Origin of the sequence: Blautia coccoides (assembly GCF_034355335.1) — a bacterium.
GTDB lineage: Bacteria > Bacillota > Clostridia > Lachnospirales > Lachnospiraceae > Blautia > Blautia producta.
Map to the genome: position 1 here is coordinate 2598421 of NZ_CP136422.1, position 17396 is coordinate 2615816.

General features: G+C 46.1%; 15 protein-coding genes and 1 pseudogene. 15 read left to right on the forward strand and 1 reads right to left on the reverse strand.

Annotation, left to right across the window (positions count from 1 at the left end):
• The first annotated feature begins 2 nt into the window (after positions 1 to 2).
• From BLCOC_RS11550 to BLCOC_RS11615, 14 genes and pseudogenes are all read left to right on the forward strand, one after another.
• Positions 3 to 1196: an alanyl-tRNA editing protein gene (locus BLCOC_RS11550; RefSeq protein WP_115625356.1), complete on the forward strand. Its 1194-nt coding sequence runs from the start codon at positions 3 to 5 to the stop codon at positions 1194 to 1196.
• Positions 1197 to 1276: 80 nt separating this feature from the next.
• The gene (locus BLCOC_RS11555) at positions 1277 to 2359 is read left to right on the forward strand and encodes a phosphotriesterase family protein (protein ID WP_115625357.1); all 1083 of its coding nucleotides are present in this window, start codon (positions 1277 to 1279) and stop codon (positions 2357 to 2359) included.
• Positions 2360 to 2903: 544 nt separating this feature from the next.
• Complete coding sequence (locus BLCOC_RS11560; RefSeq protein ID WP_115625359.1) at positions 2904 to 3911, forward strand: Rpn family recombination-promoting nuclease/putative transposase; 1008 nt, start codon at positions 2904 to 2906, stop codon at positions 3909 to 3911.
• A gap of 133 nt (positions 3912 to 4044) precedes the next feature.
• A complete protein-coding gene (locus tag BLCOC_RS11565; protein ID WP_115625360.1) occupies positions 4045 to 4890 on the forward strand; it encodes a metal-dependent transcriptional regulator in 846 nt (281 codons plus the stop codon).
• Positions 4891 to 4902: 12 nt separating this feature from the next.
• Positions 4903 to 5745 (forward strand): hypothetical protein, encoded by an 843-nt coding sequence (locus BLCOC_RS11570; RefSeq protein WP_131918409.1) that lies wholly within the window; start codon positions 4903 to 4905, stop codon positions 5743 to 5745.
• 330 nt (positions 5746 to 6075) lie between these two features.
• The gene (locus BLCOC_RS11575) at positions 6076 to 6273 is read left to right on the forward strand and encodes a hypothetical protein (protein ID WP_115625362.1); all 198 of its coding nucleotides are present in this window, start codon (positions 6076 to 6078) and stop codon (positions 6271 to 6273) included.
• Between the two features lie 18 nt (positions 6274 to 6291).
• The gene (locus BLCOC_RS11580) at positions 6292 to 6570 is read left to right on the forward strand and encodes a hypothetical protein (RefSeq protein WP_115625363.1); all 279 of its coding nucleotides are present in this window, start codon (positions 6292 to 6294) and stop codon (positions 6568 to 6570) included.
• Positions 6571 to 6692: 122 nt separating this feature from the next.
• Positions 6693 to 7007, forward strand: a pseudogene (locus tag BLCOC_RS11585) (FecCD family ABC transporter permease); the annotation flags it as partial.
• Entirely contained in the window at positions 6997 to 7773 is a 777-nt protein-coding gene (locus BLCOC_RS11590) for an ABC transporter ATP-binding protein (protein ID WP_115625364.1), read from the forward strand. The pseudogene BLCOC_RS11585 and the gene BLCOC_RS11590, both read left to right, overlap by 11 nt.
• A 14-nt stretch (positions 7774 to 7787) precedes the next feature.
• Positions 7788 to 8186: a YbaN family protein gene (locus tag BLCOC_RS11595; RefSeq protein WP_029469469.1), complete on the forward strand. Its 399-nt coding sequence runs from the start codon at positions 7788 to 7790 to the stop codon at positions 8184 to 8186.
• A complete protein-coding gene (locus tag BLCOC_RS11600) occupies positions 8179 to 9930 on the forward strand; it encodes an ABC transporter ATP-binding protein/permease (protein WP_115625365.1) in 1752 nt (583 codons plus the stop codon). The genes BLCOC_RS11595 and BLCOC_RS11600 overlap by 8 nt, the downstream gene beginning before the upstream one ends.
• Entirely contained in the window at positions 9927 to 11630 is a 1704-nt protein-coding gene (locus BLCOC_RS11605) for an amino acid ABC transporter ATP-binding/permease protein (protein WP_115625366.1), read from the forward strand. The genes BLCOC_RS11600 and BLCOC_RS11605 overlap by 4 nt, the downstream gene beginning before the upstream one ends.
• 102 nt (positions 11631 to 11732) lie before the next feature.
• Positions 11733 to 13535, forward strand: a complete 1803-nt coding sequence (locus tag BLCOC_RS11610) for an ABC-F family ATP-binding cassette domain-containing protein (protein WP_115625367.1) — start codon at positions 11733 to 11735, stop codon at positions 13533 to 13535.
• 98 nt (positions 13536 to 13633) lie between these two features.
• Positions 13634 to 14563: a tocopherol cyclase family protein gene (locus BLCOC_RS11615; RefSeq protein WP_115625368.1), complete on the forward strand. Its 930-nt coding sequence runs from the start codon at positions 13634 to 13636 to the stop codon at positions 14561 to 14563.
• Here the strand turns inward: BLCOC_RS11615 and BLCOC_RS11620 are convergent.
• The gene (locus tag BLCOC_RS11620; RefSeq protein WP_226984467.1) at positions 14533 to 14916 is read right to left on the reverse strand and encodes a winged helix-turn-helix transcriptional regulator; all 384 of its coding nucleotides are present in this window, start codon (positions 14914 to 14916) and stop codon (positions 14533 to 14535) included. The two genes, BLCOC_RS11615 and BLCOC_RS11620, sit on opposite strands and share 31 nt — an antisense overlap.
• A gap of 200 nt (positions 14917 to 15116) precedes the next feature.
• Between BLCOC_RS11620 and lon the strand changes: the two genes are divergently transcribed.
• Complete coding sequence (lon, locus tag BLCOC_RS11625) at positions 15117 to 17393, forward strand: endopeptidase La (RefSeq protein WP_115625369.1); 2277 nt, start codon at positions 15117 to 15119, stop codon at positions 17391 to 17393.
• The last annotated feature ends 3 nt before the right edge of the window (positions 17394 to 17396 follow it).

Here is a 17396-nt window from a genome sequence, read left to right on the forward strand (position 1 = left end):
CCATGACTGAAAAATTATTTTACAGAGACAGTATGATAAAGAATTTTCAGGCAGAGGTGCTTTCATGCAGTCCTCTGTCTGAGGAAAACGATATAAATACAGGAATAAACTATGAGGTGGTTCTTGACAGAACCGCCTTTTTCCCCGAGGGGGGAGGACAGTATGCGGATACCGGTGTACTGCGTCTGCCGGATACAGAGATCCGAGTTCTGGATGTGAGAGAGAGGCAAGGCGTTGTCTTTCACTGCACGGACAGACCGGCACAGCCGAAAACTGCTGTCACCGGTGTATTAGATTTTGAGGAGCGTTTTTCAAAAATGCAGCAGCATACAGGGGAGCACATTGTGTCTGGAATTGTAAACCGGCATTTCGGTTACCGGAATGTGGGATTTCATCTGGGAAACGAAGCTGTGACCATGGATTATGACGGTCCTCTCACAAAAGAGCAGCTCCGTATGATAGAACAGGAAGCCAATCAGGCGGTGGCTGAGGATATACCTATAGAAGTCCTGTATCCGACCCAGACGGAGTTGGATACGATAACGTACCGGAGTAAAATTGAGATAGAAGGGCAGGTACGCATTGTCCGTATTCCAGGGTATGATACCTGTGCCTGCTGCGCGCCTCATGTGAGGACAACAGGGGCCATTGGAATCATTAAGCTGACCGGTGCCATCCACTATAAAGGCGGAATGCGGGTGAACATGCTCTGTGGTTTCCGGGCGCTTAAGGACTACAACAGAAAAGAGGAGAGTGTGACAGCCATATCAGGCAGACTTTCCGCAAAGCAGGAGGATATTGTGCAGGCTGTCTGCAGGCTGGAGACAGAGATCGCTGAACAGAAAGAAAAGATCAAGCGTCTTCAGGAACAATATCTGAAACAGCGTTTGTGCGAGGTTACACCGGACACGCCGGCTGTATTTTTGTTCGAGGAGGAACTGGACCCGGCTGCCATGCGCCGGTTTGTCAATGATGCCATGGAGATCACTGAGGGGATCTGTGGTGTTTTTGTGGGCAGTGATAAGGCGGGATACCGTTATGTCCTGGGCAGCACGGGGAGAAACATCACTGCTCTTGCAAAGGAAATAAATCAGGTCTGCAGCGGAAAAGGCGGAGGAAAGCCGCCCATGGTCCAGGGGTCCCTGACAGGGAAAAGGAAACAGGTAGAAAAGGTGTTTCTGGGCTGGATGCAGTGATAGAGTGCATTTGAAAATTCGCCTCGGCGGAGGAAAGAAAGAACGGCTGCCCGGCCGGAAGATGGGAGGATTTTGCGTTTATGAAAAGAATAACGACCGTGTGCGGGGATATTGCTCCGGAGAACCTGGGATTTACGGATATGCATGAACATATTATGTTCAATGGCGCAGATATGGGGGCAATCTGCAGACCGGCCATGCCCACGGACCTGCCGGTAAAATATGAGGATAAGGTTTCGCTGGAGAATATCGGTTTTTTGAAGAGAAACTTTCCGCTTGTAGCAGATGCCATGGATCTGAACGATGAGGAAGCCATGACCAGGGAGGTACAGGAGTATAAAGATTCCGGCGGAGATTCCATGGTGGAGCTGAGTGTCCCGGGAATCCGTCTGGATGTGAAGGCAGTGAAGCGTATTTCACAAAAGACAGGAGTCAATGTTATTACAGCAACCGGCTATTATGTGGAGTCCTCCTGGTCGGGAAAATATGACGGCTGGAGTATCCGGCAGTTCTACGACCATATGATTGATGAAATCGAAAACGGAATCGAGGATACACAGATAAAGCCGGGTTGTGTGAAAATTGCACTCAATGATTTTACAGAGGCGGAGGAAAAAGCTCTCCGGGCAGGCGGACAGGCCGCAAAAGACACAGGTATGTCCATTACGGTACACCCAGACTATGCCTACGGTGGTACTCCGGGTGAAATTGTGGAGATACTCGTGGAGGAAGGTGTGGATCCGGAGAAGATCGTGATCGCCCACATGGAAACAACCGTAAAAAGACCCATGAAGGAAATGGTCCTCTACCCGGAAAAATGGGGACTGGACTTGGATGTGGCAAAAAGGGTGCTGGATAAAGGAGCAAACTTTTCTGTAGAATTTTTATCCGGTGATATTGGCCTGGAAGCATTGGGGACTGCGCCGATTCCGGATTGGATGAAGATGGCCGGGATCGTACGCCTCATCCAGCAGGGATACAGCCGTCAGATTGTACTTGGCACGGACATGTGTGTGAAGACCATGTGCAGACAGTTTGGAGGAGAGGGGTACTGCAGACTGACAAAATTCGGAGTTCCTGCACTGAAGAAATACGGGGAGGTCTCTGATCTGGCTGTCCGTAACATGACTGTAAATAATCCGGCCAGGATTCTTGCCTATTAAATCAGGGTATTTAAGGATTTTGGGCTGTGAACCAAACAAAAGAATCAGTATCCTGCATAAGAATCAGGAGTACGCTCCCTGCCGGGATGGGTATTCCTGGTTTTTTATTTGCTGTAATTTATATAAAGGGGGAACAGCGGGACTCGGGTTTACAGATAAAATATAATTTAAGTATGGTATTGCAAAATTAAAAATTGCATTATATACTGATATTAAAGAATAGATACATGATTTTATATTTTTTGTCACATGTTGGTATCCCAAGAGATGTCTTTATACAGAATATGAGAAAATTGAGAGCTGCCGGCCCATCATGGAACGGATGTTCAATAGCAGTGTGTGGTAAAGCGGGCGGCTGGTCAGAGCGAACCGTAACGCTTTTATATATTCTTATCAAATTTTATGGAAAATTCATTTGCCCTTTTTTCTTCTTCATGATATTCTGGAAACAACAGATCACTGCATCATGCAGTATTCATATTTATCTATTCCGGCCGTTCGGCCAGAAGATTTCCAGTGGATCAAAAGTAAATAAGGAGGAGAAATGGGAGTAAAAGATGATATTATTACGCCATTTTTTGAGGACCCTAACGTGTTCTGTGACTTTATGAATGGGGCTGTTTTCGGAGGGAAACAGATATTGCGGCCGGAACATTTAGAACAGCTTCCGAGAGAATTGATCATGCAGCTTCCCTGGGAAGGGGAGGGGAGACAAGATCAAAGGACTTACACTCTGGTAAGGGACACGGTGAAGCAGGCATATTTTAATACTATGTATGCAGTTTTCATCTGTGAAAACCAGAGTGAGGTACATTATGGAATGCCGGTACGTATGTTGTTATATGATTCTGTCCAATACGGTGACAAACTGAAGAAAAAACGAAAAGACAATAAAAAAGCCAAAAATCTGAAATCATCAGCGGAGTTTCTGTCCGGTATTCATAAAGGGGAACAGCTCACGCCGGTGGTAAGTGTTGTTTTTTATTATGGAGACAGTCCCTGGGACGGTCCGCTCTCCCTGGAAGAGATGATCTGCCTGCCGGATGATGCGGCAGAGTTAAAAGAGTATCTTCCCAGGTATAAAGTACATTTGGTTGATCCCAAGAACACAGACCCGGGTAAATTTCCCGGTGACTGGAGGCTGATATTGGAAACATTGAGCTGTGGAAACCATAAAAAGGATCTTATACAGTATATTAAAAATCATGAAAGAGAACTGGAGGGTCTGTCTGCAAAAGCCAGCAGAGCTTTGCTTACAATGCTGGGAAACGACATGAAACGAAAATATTATAAGGAGGAGATCACTGTGTGCAGAGCATTGGAAGAATTAAAAGAGGAAGGAAAGTCAGAAGGAAAAATAGAGGGAAAAAGGGAGGAGGAGGTCAATATTATACGTAAAATGCTGAGAAAGAGACTTACAGTGATAACCATCTGTCATTGGCTCGATGTGGAGGAGGAATTTGTTAAAACAGTTGCAGAACTGCAGGATAAATACCCTGATTACAGCAGTTCACAGATTTTGAATGCATATGAGTCAGAAAATAAGCATTGACAAAGGAATAAAATCTTTTTTATAATAAATCCAGACCAGAGTAAAGAATCCGGCATTCCGGATTCTTTCTTTAAAAGATTGAAGTTAGCAAAGACTAACCAAATAAAGAAATACTGGAGAGGTAGATAAGCGTATGAAAACTGAATGTGTCAAAGATATTTTTCACGGAGAAATCGGACAAAATTTCCCATCTTCTAAAGGGGAGCGGGAGGAGGATCTCCTTGAAATACTCTACGAATGGCAGAAAAATGGAACCCAACCCACGAGCTCGGAGTTGTGCAGTAAGCTTGATATGGCAAAGCGGGAGTTGAATTACTATCTAAAGCAGATGGTAAAGCATGGTTATCTCTATAACCTGGATAACAGAGAGAGGCTTAAACTAACTGAATTTGGAAAATCCCAGGGAGCACAGTGCCGGTTCCGCCATGAACGTCTTGCACAGTTTTTCCAGCTTATCGGAATGGAAGAGAAGCAGGCAGAGGAGGATGCCTGCCGTATGGAACACGTGCTGAGTGATGAGGCTACAAAGAAAATATGTAATTTTTTGAATTATGGAGACACTTATGATCGTGTCATGCGCAATGTCAATCTTTATTCTATGTACAGGGAAGGATGGTATGAGTTTTATATGGGTATCTATTATACAGAGAAGAGATATCCAAGGATTTTGGCAAAAGAGTTTTTTTTGTTTTCCGATGAGATTGCTTTAAATGTAAAAAGTGCAGGAAGTTATTTTTATCTGAGAAAAAAGGACGAAGCAGAGATGGACAGTATCGACAGTATCTGGTACAGGGATGAAGAGGAATGGAAGCAGGCAGAAGAAACGAAAGAAGGTTATCAAATCCCCTCAGATATTTTTATATTTACCGTCTGCACGGATGATCCGGTGACAGAAGGAAGCTGTATGATTGCTTTTCCACCCAGGATACAGCCGCCAAAAGAAGAGGATATTCGGGAATTAAATGTACATATCTGGTAAAGGAGAGAAAAGTTGAGAATGGGAAAAGAAGAGCATCTGAATCAGGAAAACCATCCGAATATACAGCAGCTTCAGTATCTTTTGGAACTGGAGAAAATTGACAAAAAAAGAGGGTGCGTCATGCAGATCGCAAAAACCTGCGGGGTCAGCCACAGTCCGGTCAGCCGTTATCTGCAGTTCTGCTGTGAGAAAGGGTATTTGACAGAAGATTATGAGTTTACTAAATTAGGAAAAGCGTGGCTTGGGGGGTATAAAAAGCTTATAGAGGAATTAAAGGGCTATTTACTGCGCATAGGAGAACCGGAAGCGGAAGTTGCTGAGAATGTAAGGAATCTGATAGAAAATGTGAGTTACCATACATTGATGTCAATGATGCGGAATGATCAGGAGATGAGACGGATGTATATTGCTGAAAAAAGAGGAGCAGTATCTAAAAATTTTCTGGCCAGTACCTTTGAAAACGGAATGTGGCATGTATGCTTTGCACTTTATAAAAGGGATTCTGAGGATAAGATCAGTATATCCATGGCAGACAGAGGTTTTCAAAAACCGGCAACCATACGGCATAACAAGAGAGGGAGCTGGCTGGAACTTCGAGTGTGTGAAATGAGTGCCAGATCACGGGCAGATGGTGAAGAAAAGCTGGGGCATCTGGAAACACTGAAATATGAGTACAAAGGTATGTTGTGTCAGGCAGAAGTAAAGGAAGATAAGCTGAGAATTCCACTGGACGCATGCCGCTTCCAGAGAAAACGCGAGGGCAGAATCAAAGGCGTGATTCCGGTAACGGTGACCTGCAATGTAGGCAGAACCCATATGCCGGAGAGTACGGCACTTTTGTTTTTTTGGATGTAACATGATAGATATAAAAATAATTAAAATATGAAATTTTTTTAGAGAGTAAAAAGAAACAAAAACGCTTGTACTTACAGGGAAAAAACCGTGCAGGACGGAAACGGTTTGGAAAAAAGAAGTTGACAGTATTTGGAAATATATGCTATATATTTAATGTGAGGTAGTTGAAACTAACTGTATGATAGAGCAAAAAATTATATGCTTTTGATTGGTGGGCAGGCGTTGCTTTTTTTTAGGGAATAGTTAGTGCATACTAACTATGACTATCATCGTAAGAATGCCATAAAATATTAAAGTTTTATAGCCGTTACGGCAGAAGGGATGGAAGATATGTTTAAGAAATTAGTAGCATTTGGTACAGCAGCAACTATGATGATGGCAATGGGGGTTACAACATTCGCGGCCGAAGGAGATACCACTACACTAGTAACAAAACTGTATAAAAATGACAAATTCGATGCGAGTGCACCGGACAGCAATCTGTCTATGGGAAATGCTGCGGTAGAGAATACTACTTATGTTGAATAGGCAGATGGTACATATAAAGTGACTATTAATCTGAAGGAATCATTTAAAGCTTATGGCATGACGGGATATCTCACCGATGTACAGTTAGATATGGATAAAGACGGTGATTATGACGAAGATGATGCTGGGTTATATGAAATTATTAAATCAAATAAAGCCGTTATAGGTGTTACTTTTGTTTCTGATACCGTTCCGACAGAAGCAACAAAGTATGATGCGAAATTTAAAACAAATGTTTCTATCATGCCGGCATCCGAAGGTGATTTCATTATTTTCCCCACAGTTGTGACGGAATAATATAAAAGAAATTCGCAGGGAGAGGCATACCAGATGTTGGCATGCCTCTCTTACTGACGTTGGAGGTAAAGTATGAGGGATGGAATAAAAAGTAAGATCTATAATCAGGCGTGGCGTCTATTGTCAATGTAAACACTATGCGTATCACGATCTCTCTTGTAGCTGTACTGCTTGCCAGTATCTCCACAGCCGTTGCGGGGGCTATCAGCTTTTTGGGCTTGATCGTTCCCCATATCGGAAGGATACTGGTGGGAAGTGACCACAAGGCATTGATACCGTTTTCCATGCTTTTCGGGGCGTTTACTTTCCTGCTGGCGGATACCATAGGGAGAACCGTTGCTTCGCCCTATGAGATTTCGGCATCCATTATCATGAGTGTTGTGGGCGGGCCATTCTTTATTATTCTGCTGAGGAGGTCAAAGAAATATGCAAACTAAAACAGCAATGGAGGTTAAGAATCTCTCCTTTTCTTATGGTAAGAACAAGATTTTAAGAGATGTGTCTTTTGCCATTGGGGAAGGGGAGATCACAACCATAATGGGAGCCAACGGCTGCGGCAAATCCACCTTGTTTTCCCTCATGACTAAGAACCTGTATCCAAGAAAGGGGAAAATCTTTTTGGGAGGAAAGAATATACAGAATCTGGGGCTGAAGGATTTTGCAAAGAAGGTGTCTATTGTACACCAGTATAATACCTCCAGTGATGATATTACAGTGGAACGCCTGGTGTCATACGGAAGGACTCCTCACATGAAAATGATGCAGGCCAAAGGCGAGGAGGATGACCGGCTGGTAGAGTGGGCCATGGAGGTGACGAATATAACAAAATACCGGGACCGGGAGGTGGGGAAGCTCTCAGGCGGTCAGCGGCAGAGGGTGTGGATCGCCATGGCCCTTGCCCAGAATACAAAAATATTGTTTCTGGACGAACCCACTACATATCTGGATATCCGTTATCAGGTGGAAATCCTGGAGCTGGTAAAAAAATTGAACCAGGAATTTGGGATAACGATCATCATGGTGCTTCATGACATCAATCAGGCCATATATTTTTCTGACAAAGTGATTGGTCTGAAAGGTGGGCTTGTGGAAATCCTGGGGAAACCAAACGACGTGATCACAACAGAGAGTATTGAGACCCTCTATGGAATCCGTCTGGATGTAACAAAAATAGAAGGGCAGAAATTTGTCCTGACAATTTAGGAGAGTGTACGATTATGAAGAAAAATCCATTCAGGATACTATGGATCATATTGGGATTTATCAGCCTGGCGTTAGGGACCATCGGTGTGGTGCTTCCGATTCTGCCCACAGTGCCTTTTTACATGCTGACATTATTCTGTTTTGCAAAAAGCTCAGAAAAGCTGCACAACTGGTTTATGGGCACAGGATTATACAAGAAGCATCTGGAAAGCTTTGTGAAAAGCAAATCTATGACACTGCGAAGTAAGCTGACCATCATGGGTACCGTGACCATTGTTATGTCAGTAGGATTTATCATGATGAGCCGTGTTCCTGTGGGAAGGATCTGTCTGGCTGCCGTATGGGTATGCCATGTACTTTATTTTGCTTTCTGTATTAGGACCATTCCGGAAGGGGAAAAAGAATATGATTAAGACACGACTGGTTAAGCTTCTTGCCCACGGAAAGAAGTATATTGTTTATAATATTCTGTGGCAGTGGATTGCGCTGCTATTTTGGATAGCCGCCATATTCTCTGTGACAGGACTGCTGGAAAAGGCATTATACAGAGCCATGACTGCCAGAGACTGTGGAGAGACAGTCCTTGTCTTTGGGACTGCTGTAATTATGCGCTTCCTATGTGACAGGATGTCCTCCAGGGCATCCTATCACGCAAGTGTGGATGTAAAACGGATTCTGAGAGAAAAGATTTATGAAAAGCTGCTGCGCCTGGGGGCTTCCTACAGGGAGCATACAGCCACCTCTTCTGTGGTACAGATGGCCGCAGAGGGAGTGGAGCAGCTTGAGATTTATTTTGGAAAATATCTTCCGCAGTTATTCTACAGCCTGCTGGCACCGGTGACTTTGTTTGCAGTGCTGGCTTTTGTGGATATTAAGGCAAGTGTGGTGCTGCTTCTTTGTGTCCCGCTGATTCCCATATCCATTGTACTGGTCCAGAAGTTTGCCAAAAGGCTTTTGAATAAATACTGGGGTATTTATGCCGGCCTTGGGGACAGCTTTTTGGAGAATCTCCAAGGGCTTACAACCTTAAAGATTTATAGGGCGGATGAAAAGAAGGCAGAGGAGATGGATCGGGAGGCAGAGCAGTTCCGCAATATTACCATGAAGGTTCTTACTATGCAGCTTAACTCCACCAGTGTGATGGATATTGTGGCTTACGGCGGTGCTGCCATTGGCATGATCGTGGCTGTACGGGAGTATCTTGCCGGAAATGTATCCCTTGCGGGAACGCTGGCCATTGTGCTGCTGGCATCTGAGTTTTTTATTCCGCTTAGGCTGTTGGGGTCATTTTTTCATATTGCGATGAACGGCATGGCAGCCAGCGATAAGATTTTTGCTCTGCTGGACACACCGGAACCGGAAAGAGGAACCGGGAGAGCCGAAAAAAGTGATCTGTCGGTGGATCTGTCCCATGTGAAGTTTTCTTATGAGGAGGACAGGGGGATATTGGAGGATGTGTCTCTGCATATTCCTGCCGGAAGTATGGTTTCTCTGGTAGGCACCTCCGGTTGTGGAAAGAGTACCATTGTATCCCTTCTGATGGGGCGCAATAAAGGGTACCAGGGGAGCATACGCATAGGTGAGAAAGAACTTTCCCAAATGGATGAGGAAAATCTCATGGAGACGGTGACACTGGTAAGCCATAACAGCTATCTGTTTAAAGGGACCGTGGAGGACAATCTGCGGATGGGCAGGCCGGATGCCACCAGGGCAGAGCTGGAGGAAGCACTCTCAAAAGTGAATCTGCTTGCGTTCTTAAAAGAACAGGACGGTTTGGATACAAAGGTACTAGAAAAAGGAAGCAATTTTTCAGGCGGACAATGTCAGAGGCTTGCCCTTGCAAGGGCGCTGCTTCACGATACGCCGGTGTACATTTTTGACGAAGCCGCATCCAATATTGATGTGGAGAGTGAAGAGATGATCATGGGCGTTATTCGGCAGATGGCTAAAGAGAAAACCGTGATCCTTATTTCCCACAGACTTGCCAATGGAGTGGGGGCAGACTGTATCTATATGATGGAGAACGGAAGAATTGCTGAGACAGGAACCCACGGGGAACTGATGGGACAGTGCGGAAGCTACAGAAAACTTTTTGAGAGCCAGAGCGCTTTGGAACAGTATAGTCATGCAGCAGACAAAGAGGGGGCGAGAGGATGAAAGAGAGAAGAAGCGGAATACGCATTATGGGAAGTCTGATTGGTTTAGTCAGACCTCTTATGGGACGAATGTTTGCGGCAGTTACCCTGGGAGTTCTCGGCTACCTGTGTGCTATTTTTCTGACTATACTGGCCGGATGCGCCATTTTGCACGGATTAACTACGGTTGGTGCAGGGGGGATCCGTCTGACAGAACAGCCGGGATTTTTAATTTCTCTGCCCTTTGGAACTGTTTTTACAGTTATGGGTATTATGGCAGTTCTTCGGGGCCTGCTGCATTACGCAGAACAATACTGTAACCATTATATTGCATTCAAATTGCTGGCTATTATCCGGCACAGAGTGTTTGCGTCCTTGCGCAGGCTATGTCCGGCAAAATTGGAGGGAAGAGACAAGGGGAACCTGATCTCCATTATAACTACGGACATTGAGCTTTTGGAAGTGTTTTATGCACATACGATCTCACCCATTGCCATAGGTTCCCTGACATCTCTGGTGATGGTGCTGTTTATAGGGCATTTTCATTTATATGCAGGAGTGCTGGCTCTTGCGGGATACTTGGTGGTGGGTGTCGTACTTCCTGTCTGGAATGGAAAACGAGGCGGAAGTAAAGGCATGGAATTTAGAACCGGCTTTGGGGAACTGAACAGCTTTGTGCTGGATTCCCTGCGGGGATTGGATGAGACCATTCAGTACGGACAGGGACAGAAGAGGAAAGAGCAGATGAATGAGCGCTCTGTAAAACTTGGCGGTATCCAGAAGGATTTAAGCAAAATGGAGGCGTCCGCCAGGGGCATCACCAATCTGAGCATCCTGGTATTTTCCTTTTTGATGCTGTTTCTCATGCTGTATCTGTATCAGGGAGGACAGGCTGGCTTTTCAGAGGTGCTTTTGTGTACGGTTTCCATGATGGGTTCTTTTGGACCTGTGGTGGCATTATCCAGTCTTTCCAATAATCTGAACCAGACACTTGCCAGCGGGGAGCGGGTGCTTTCCATTCTGGAGGAGGAACCAATGGTACAGGAAGTGAGCGCTGAAAAAGAGACAGGATTTACCGGTGCATCCTGTGAACATGTGAACTTTTCTTATGAGGAGGAGACGATTCTCAGGGATTATTCCATTTGTTTTAAACCGGGGCAGATCGTGGGGATACATGGTGCCAGCGGCTCCGGAAAATCTACGCTCTTAAAGCTCCTCATGAGATTCTGGGATACGCAGGACGGAAGTATAAAAATCTCCGACAGGGATATAAAGAAAATCAACACGGAAAATCTGCGGCGGATGGAATCATATGTTACCCAGGAGACTTATTTGTTCCACGATTCCATCGCCAACAACATTGCGGTTGGAAAGTCGGATGCGGACAGGGAAGAGATCATGGAGGCGGCAAAAAAAGCTTCCATCCACGATTTTATCATGACTCTGCCAAAAGGATATGATACGGAGGTGGGGGAACTGGGGGACACCCTTTCGGGGGGAGAACGCCAGAGGATTGGAATTGCCAGGGCTTTTCTTCACGATGCGCCATTTCTTCTTCTGGATGAACCAACCAGTAATCTGGATTCTTTGAATGAAGGCATCATATTGAAGTCCCTGAAGGACTCCTGTCATAAAAAGACCGTGATTCTTGTATCCCACAGGAAGTCCACTATGAATCTGGCCGATATTGTGTATACGATGGATAATGGAAGGCTGTCCTGAAACGGTATGCTCCAAGTTGAAGCATCAGGATAAAAGTTGACGTTCCGTTCAAAATCATTTATGATGAGTATTGTCAGTATGAGAATAAGAGGAGCGTCACAAATGAACATATTAAATATAGAACATATCAGCAAAATATACGGAGAAAAGACAATCTTTGAGGATGCTTCTTTCGGTATCCACGAAGGTGATAAAATAGGGATAATCGGTATCAACGGCACGGGAAAGACCACCCTGCTCAGAATGGTTGCGGGGATTGAGGAACCGGATGCGGGACAGATCGTCAGGCAGAATGGACTGCGCATTGCGTATCTGCCTCAGAATCCCGAATTTCCCCGGGATGCAACCGTATCCTCCTATGCCCTGGGAAAGTCGGCGGAGACGGACTGGATGGTGGAGAGCAACCTGACAAAGCTTGGAATCGTGCAGTATGACACGCCACTTGACCAGTTGTCGGGAGGACAGAGAAGGAAAGTGGCTATGGCAAAGGTTCTGGCCTCGGATTTTGATGTTCTGCTGTTGGATGAGCCTACCAATCATCTGGACGAGGAAATGATCACCTGGCTGGAAGAGTATCTGAGGGAATACAGAGGTGTGATCCTTATGGTGACCCATGACCGGTACTTTCTGGACCGGGTATCCAACAGGATCCTGGAGATCAGCCGGGGAAATATGTACAGTTATGATGCCAATTATTCCAAATTCCTGGAGCTGAAAGCAGAGCGGGAGGAGATGGAACTGGCCTCTGAGCGAAAAAGGCAGAGTGTCCTGCGCATGGAGCTGGAGTGGGCCAAGCGGGGCTGCCGGGCCAGAAGCACGAAGCAGAGAGCCAGACTGGAACGCCTGGAAGCCCTGAAAAGCGGAAAGGCTCCGGTACAGGATCAGACTGTGGAGATGGATTCCGTGGAGACAAGGATGGGAAAGAAGACCATTGAGTTGCACCATGTGAGCAAAAGCTATGGTGAGACGAAGCTGGTGGATGATTTTGACTATATTGTGCTTAGAAACCAGAGACTTGGGATCATTGGTCCAAACGGCTGCGGAAAATCCACTCTGATCAAAATGATCGCGGGACTGATACAGCCGGATTCCGGTGAGATTGAGGTGGGTGAAACCATCAAGATCGGATATCTGGCACAGGAAGAGCCGGATCTGGATACGAACCAGCGGGTGATCGATTATATCAAAGATATTGCTGAATACATCCAGACCAGAGACGGGAAGATCAGTGCCTCTCAGATGTTGGAGCGGTTTTTATTCACTCCGGACATGCAGTATACGCCTGTGTGCAAATTATCCGGCGGAGAGAAGAGAAGGCTGTACATGCTCTCCGTGCTTGTGAGCGGGGCCAATGTATATATTCTGGATGAGCCCTCCAACAATGTGGACATCCCCACTCTCACAATTTTGGAGGATTATCTGAATTCCTTTTCCGGTATTGTGATCACTGTATCCCATGACCGGTATTTTCTGGACAATGTTGTGGACAGGATATTTGAATTTGACGGCAGCGGACATCTGCAGCAGTATGAGGGCGGCTACACAGATTATCTGGAGGCTAAGGAGAGACGACTGAAAGGGGCTGACATCAGCGTTTCCCAGAAAAAAGAGACTCCGGAAAAGAAGGAAGCAGTCAAGGATTGGAAACAGAACCGTCCGGCAAAGCTGAAATTTACGTTCAAGGAACAGAGAGAGTACGATACGATTGATGACGAGATCGCGGCTCTGGAGGAAAAAATAGAAAAACTGGACCAGGATATGATGGCCAATGCCACCAACTCTTTAAAATTGTCTGAGATCACTGCCGAGAAGGAAAAGGCAGAGGCAGAACTGGAAGAGAAGATGGAACGCTGGGTCTATTTAAACGATCTGGCAGAAAAAATCGAGGAACAGAAAAATGCCTGAATGAAATAACGTATACCGTTTATAAATGCTGTACATCCTAAATATGTCTGAAAAGCGGAAGCAAGCTGCAGATAATTTTAGACATAGAGGTGAAGAACATGAAAAAGACATGTATTCAGAGAGGATGTGCGGCATTTTTGTTCCCTTACTTTGAGGGATGGTATCTGAAACATCAGAATCAGGACAATACCATTGCGTTTATCCCGGCTGTCCATGCAGATAAAAACGGACAGTGGACGGTATCCCTGCAGGTGGTCACTGAGGAAGGCGCCTGGTATTTCACTTATCCGAAGGAAGCCTGCCGCATCAGCAGGAAGCCTTTCGGCGTCAGGGTGGGAAAAAACGTTTTTACGGATAAGGGAATACAGATTGATATAGAGAGCAGGGAACTGACTGTAAAAGGCTGTATAGCCTATGCGCCTTTTGACAGATTGTCATATGATATTATGGGATTTTTCAAATATATCCCCTTTTTGCAGTGCAGGCACGGCGTGCTGAGTATGCACCACAGCCTGAAAGGAAGCCTTTTGGTAAACGGCAGAGAAATTCCCATGACAGGAGGAAGAGGTTATATTGAGACAGATAAAGGGCGCTCCTTTCCAAAGACATATCTCTGGACCCAGTGCGGATTCGGCAGACGCAGCAGTGTGATGCTGTCTGTTGCGGACATTCCCTTTTTAGGTGCTCATTTTCAGGGGTGCATCTGCGCTGTACACTGTGGAGGCAGAGAGTACAGGATGGCTACCTACCTAGGAGTCCGCATAGAGGAATATGGAGACGGAAAAGTGACCATCAGGCAGGGAAAGATGCGGCTTAGAGTGCGCAGACTGGAAGAAGCGTCCCATGACCTGAAGGCACCAAAGTGCGGTGTGATGAGCCGCACCATCAGAGAAAGTCCTTCCTGCCGGGTCCGATACGAATTCTGGCTGGGCGGCAGCCTGATCTTTGATATCATTTCAGAACAGGCATCCTTTGAACAGGCAGATGACAGGGCAGCCTATTTCATCTCCCCGCACTCCCGGCAATAGGGGGAGTGCGTCTGCATTTTTTCCATATGGGTCTTTCCCCATTCGGAAAGGCTGTCCAGCGGTTCCAGGATACTGCGCCCCTCCTTTGTGAGGGAATACTCCACCCGGGGCGGGATCTCATTATACTGCTCCCGGTGGACGATGCCGTTCTCCTCCAGTTCTTTCAGGGATTGGGAGAGCATCATGTTGGTGATCCCGGAGAGCTTTCGCTTCAGGCTGTTATAGCGCACAGATCCTTCCCGCTCCAGAATGCAGATGATAGGAAGCTTCCATTTACCGCCCACCAGATTCAGGGCATATTTCAGCGGGCAGACAGCATTGTTTTCCTCTTTTTCCATTGATGATGAATACATAACCGGTTTCCTTTCTACAGGTTTTCAGTAGGTATGAAAAAACATACTAGGTATGAAAATACTGCGTACTTGTAAAATAATTATTGAATGGTAAAATTATATCACAATACTTGGCGGATTCCAATGAATTCGCTATATATTTTAATTTGATACTAGCACTCAACTAAAATGAGTGCTGATAAAATGAGGAGGAAGCACATATGATCACAATACCTATTTACGATATGACGATACTGCCGGACGTTACCTTCTTTTTCAAAAAAGATATTTTTACAGAACAGGAGATAACGGCAGAACATGTGGGCGAGGATGTCCTGTTTTTGATGCTGAAGCAGGACAAGAAACGGGAGGATATAACACCAGATGATATATGTCCCATGGGGGTATCCGGCAGAATCGAGAGCATGGATGAGGAGGGGAATATCCGTGTCCATACGAAAGAGCGTGTGGCGATTTCCGATGTAGAAGTGACCCTGCAGTCCATATCCGCTGACGGGGCCATCTGCGGCGAAGTGGAGGATCTTTCCGACGAGGAGATGCAGAAGCGTTTTGAAGCACTCAAAAGAGATCTGCTGAAGTTTGTACAGATGTTTCAATGGGGTGTGTGGGCAAGAAGCTTTATTCTGCACTGGAAAAATATGAATGAGATACTCTGCGCTCTTTCTGGTTATCTGAATTTGTCTTGGCCGGAAAAATATGCTGTTCTGGAGGCAGAGACCAGGAGACAGAGGTGTGAACTGATCGAGAAAGCCATCTATGAATTTATTGAGCTGTTCAAGGTCAGTGAGGAGGCTCAGAGCGCACAAAAGGAGACTCATGAACAGGCATACAGAGAGTCTGCCATTAAAAAACAGATTGACTTTCTGCAGAACCAGTTAGATGAGATGCACCCTGAAAATATCTCCGATGTCCGAAGATTTGAGAACAAATTAAAAGAGTCAGGCATGAATGAGGAGGCGCAAAAAGAAGCCGAAAAGGTCTTAAACCGCATGAGGCAGGAGGGCAAGGACAGTCATGAATATGGGCTTCTCTATGATTACCTGGATTTTGTCACAAGTCTTTCCTGGAAAACAGAGGAGTTACCGCAGATCGATCTGCAGGAGGCGGAAAACATTCTGGATGAAGAGCATTACGGCCTGAAAAAAGTAAAAGACAGGATCATCCAGCAGATTGCAGTCATGGCTCTGAACAAAAAACAGTCCGGTTCCATTCTCCTGTTTGTGGGAGCGCCCGGTACCGGCAAGACAAGTATCGGACAGAGCATTGCAAAGGCCCTGCACAGGGAATATGTGAGGATCAGCCTGGGCGGGATCCGGGATGAGGCGGAGATCAGAGGACACAGAAGGACGTACGTGGGGGCTATGCCCGGCCGGATCATGGAGGGGATGAAGCGAAGCGGAGCGAATAATCCGGTCATGGTCCTTGATGAGGTGGACAAACTGGCAAAGGATTACGGCGGTGACCCGGCCAGCGCGCTTTTGGAGGTGCTGGACCCGGAGCAGAACAACAGCTTTACAGACCACTACATGAATGTGCCCTATGATTTATCAAACGTGTTTTTTGTATGTACCGCCAACAGTACGGATACCATACCCGAACCACTGTTAAACCGTATGGAAGTGATCCAGTTCCCAGGTTATACGCCCATCGAAAAGCTGCACATTGCCAGAAAACACCTGCTTCCCAAAGCTATGAAAAGTATGGGGATCAAAGCCCAGAACCTGAAGGTTACAGATGAAGCCATCACCAAGATGATCAGCGATTATACGGCGGAGGCCGGAGTCCGCGGTCTGAAAAAACAGATGGATATTCTATGTCGTTTTGCAGCAGTGAAGCTAGTCAAGGGCGAGCAGAAGAGCATCACAGTCAGTGAAAAGCGTGTTCCTGAATTCCTGGGAAGAAACGCCATGCATCATGAGGGCATTCTCCAGGAGGCTGTGCCGGGAGTTGTGACAGGCCTGGCCTGGACCAGAGCCGGAGGGGAAATCCTGTTTGTGGAGACTACGCTTATCAGGGGAACCGGAAAGGTGAAGATCACAGGCCAATTGGGGGATGTGATGAAAGAATCCGCCGAGATTGCCCTGACACTGGTAAAAGCCATGTACCCGGAGGAGACAAAAAAACTTGACAAAATGGACCTCCATATACATGTTCCATCGGGTGCGGTTCCTAAGGACGGCCCCTCTGCGGGAATCACTCTGGTGACAGCTCTCTCCTCTCTGGTGACAGAAAAAGCAGTCAGTCCGGAATATGCCATGACAGGAGAGGTCTCTCTCCGCGGCGGCGTTATGCCCATTGGCGGCCTTCCGGAGAAATTAATGGCAGCTCAGAGAGCAGGAGTGAAAAAAGTGTTTATCCCTTATGAAAATAAGGAGGACCTGGAGGATGTGGCAGAGGAAGTGAAGGAAAAACTGGAGATCATACCAGTGAAAAAGGCTGCGGAAGTCCTGGAACGTGTTTTTGGTGAGAAGAAATAAAAA